At 40.3% G+C, this 2,531-nt stretch carries 2 protein-coding genes; both read right to left on the bottom strand.

Annotated elements, in window-relative coordinates; translation table 11 throughout:
• Positions 1-354 (bottom strand): hypothetical protein (locus ACFIMC_RS00140; protein ID WP_375685611.1); only part of this gene is annotated, 354 nt, incomplete at its 3' end.
• Positions 354-1,694: a hypothetical protein gene (locus tag ACFIMC_RS00135; protein WP_375685609.1), complete on the bottom strand. Its 1,341-nt coding sequence runs from the start codon at positions 1,692-1,694 to the stop codon at positions 354-356. The genes ACFIMC_RS00140 and ACFIMC_RS00135, both read right to left, overlap by 1 nt.
• Positions 1,695-2,531 lie beyond the last annotated feature (837 nt).

Genomic DNA, 2,531 nt, shown 5'->3' with positions numbered 1-2,531 from the left:
ATCTCCAGTCCAATAGTTGTAAAGCCCCTTCGCAAAAGCAATTATTGCCAACTCATCATCAGAATCACGTCCTGCCGCTGTAATCCCCGCAATCTCATCATCTAAATTAAAACTCAAACCATGCTTTAAAGAGTTCCAAAAAGCTTCACTTTGCGTGATTTCGGGATGTTGGGGTGAAGTTGTTTCTTCAAAGTTGGAGGCATCATTGAGAACATCAAAGCGATAGCGTGTTCCATCTTCTAAGGTCACATATCTAGATCGAGACGCATTATTTTGAGAATTATTATCAATAACATCAAAACGATAACGTGTTCCATCCTCTAATGTTACATATCTAGATCGAGACGTATTCATTACAATTTTACCTTCCTCATATGCTCACCAGTCTCAATATCTATAAATTCAGTAATATCATTTCTTTTAGCAGCTTCTTGCATACTCATCCGAGGTATATTTTCACTACCTCCTTGCGACATCGACTGATTAGCATATTGAGCAGAATACTTTAGACGCGGTCTTACTTCCATTCCATTTGACAACCTATAAATTTCCTCATCATTCAGTTTTTTAAAAAGATCAAACATATCTTTGATTTTTAAGAGCGTTTTATATAGTTCTTCTGGTTTATCGCTAATGTCCATAGTACCATAAGATGCTACTATGCGCCTGCTTTCTTCATTAGATAACGGTCCAACGCCTAATTTCCCGCCGTCACTTTGCTTTTTGATTGCTTCAATCACTCGAACAAAGACACCACCTTCAAGCGTTTTTAATTTATTTTTTAATGTTTTTGCAGCAGTATCGGGGAAAATCTGAGCAAAAGCACCGACCTTACCAGCAGCCTTTTTGGGATTCTTCTCTATAATTTGAAGAGCATTGTTAACTGTATCCACAATATGATTAATTTCTTTTGCTACTACAGCAGCAGTGTTTCTCTTACCTATTTCCCACTCTTCTATGTCTCGTTTTTTCTGATTATACTCCAATTCCAGTAGAGATCCTTTAATCGGTCTCGCTTCACGTTCACCTGTCTCCGGATTGATATACCATTGATGCCCCAGAGGTAACTTAGGAGTATCACCACCTGTTAGCATCGCACTAAGCATTTGCGGATTACGTGCCATAATAGCAGCTTCTTCTTCACTATAGCCTTTGGATTTTAGATACTCGACAGTCTGGTTAACCTGCCCTCTTTGTTTATCTCCTTCATGCAAGTTCTTCAGCCCCTTGGCAAAAAGTTGCCATCCAGATGAATTTGGACTTGCTGTTATCGCCCCCATAAGAAAATCATCAATATTTTTACTAACATCAGACTGTGAAAAACGAGAAAATTTATCCCAAAAACTAAGATTTGGTTCAGGAGGCTGTTCTTGCAATGGAACTGGTTTTGTTGAAATAGGTGGAGAAGTCTCTAACTGAGGAGGAGTTTCTGATTGTGGAATCGGAGAGGGTTTATTCCCCTCATTATCTATCTCAGAAGGACGAATAGAACCTATTGGAGAAGGAGAAAAAGAGCCTATCTTATATGGATCATTCATAGAAATCGCATTAAGAAAAACTGGTAATTTATGTTTGTCCTTTCGTTGATTCGCTATTGATTGTAGTAGATCTTTTTCTAGTCTGCGTTCGTGTAGATCTTTTTCTAGTTTGGATATGAAACGTCTATCTCTCGGGTCAAAATCTATAAAAACCATTACTTTCCCTTTAACTATTTATTTTTTCTAAGATTATTCAAACTAAACGGCAGCATTTGCTGCCTTTTCCGCAGCCTTCTTTAATCCAAAAAGCACCATCATAGCATTCTGCCAAGGGTCGTTACCATGCATCTTAGATTCTGACACATTATTCGTCNACCTCCCCCTTGTATGGCATTGGAATAGGCATTCCCATAACCCTGTAAGAAGTTATTTGAGGCGCCCAATTGATTTTGATTGGCTTGGTCTATCATGGCATTGGCTTGCATCATGCGATCCGCATCACGATTATACTGGTCTGCTGTAGCACTTGTGGACAAAGCACCAAGTTCATTTGCTAATACACCTGCATGTGCACCGGACCCATAACGACCCGCACCTGCAAAAGAGCTGTTAATCGTATCTCTTACACGGTCTAAGCTATTTTGAAGGGCGGCATTAAAAGACGGATTCTGTCCAACCATATCACCAGAAGCCACTCTTCCAAGATTGCTTGCTGTCAACGTTGGATTGTAAATCGTATTCATCAAAGAGCGATTTTGATAATGCTGTGGAATACTTCCAAGACCACCAATTCCATAGCGCGTTTGATCACTTAACGGCGCTACACGAGGACCGCCATAAACATTCCCACCCGCCCCTGTATCATACAGATTATACGCATCCGCACCACCTCGCTTAAAGACATTCTGCATCCAAGCAGGAGGGGCACTTGTCTGCACCTGCTTCTGTTCTGTCGTTGCTGGTCTACTGCTCCCCATGTCACAATTCCTTCCTATAATAAAGCATATCTATGCCATAACCTTGTTTGTTCAGTGCACGTTTCCAACCTAAACG

It is taken from the genome of Bartonella sp. AP21QHHD (genome assembly GCF_042196205.1).
Taxonomy (GTDB): domain Bacteria; phylum Pseudomonadota; class Alphaproteobacteria; order Rhizobiales; family Rhizobiaceae; genus Bartonella.
Note: the sequence above shows the minus strand (reverse complement) of the source record. Positions and strands in the feature narration are given on the sequence as shown.

Coding starts and splice junctions, on each gene's coding strand:
- ACFIMC_RS00135 (WP_375685609.1), bottom strand. CDS start 1,694: ATGGTTTTTATAGATTTTGACCCGAGAGATAGACGTTTCATATCCAAA.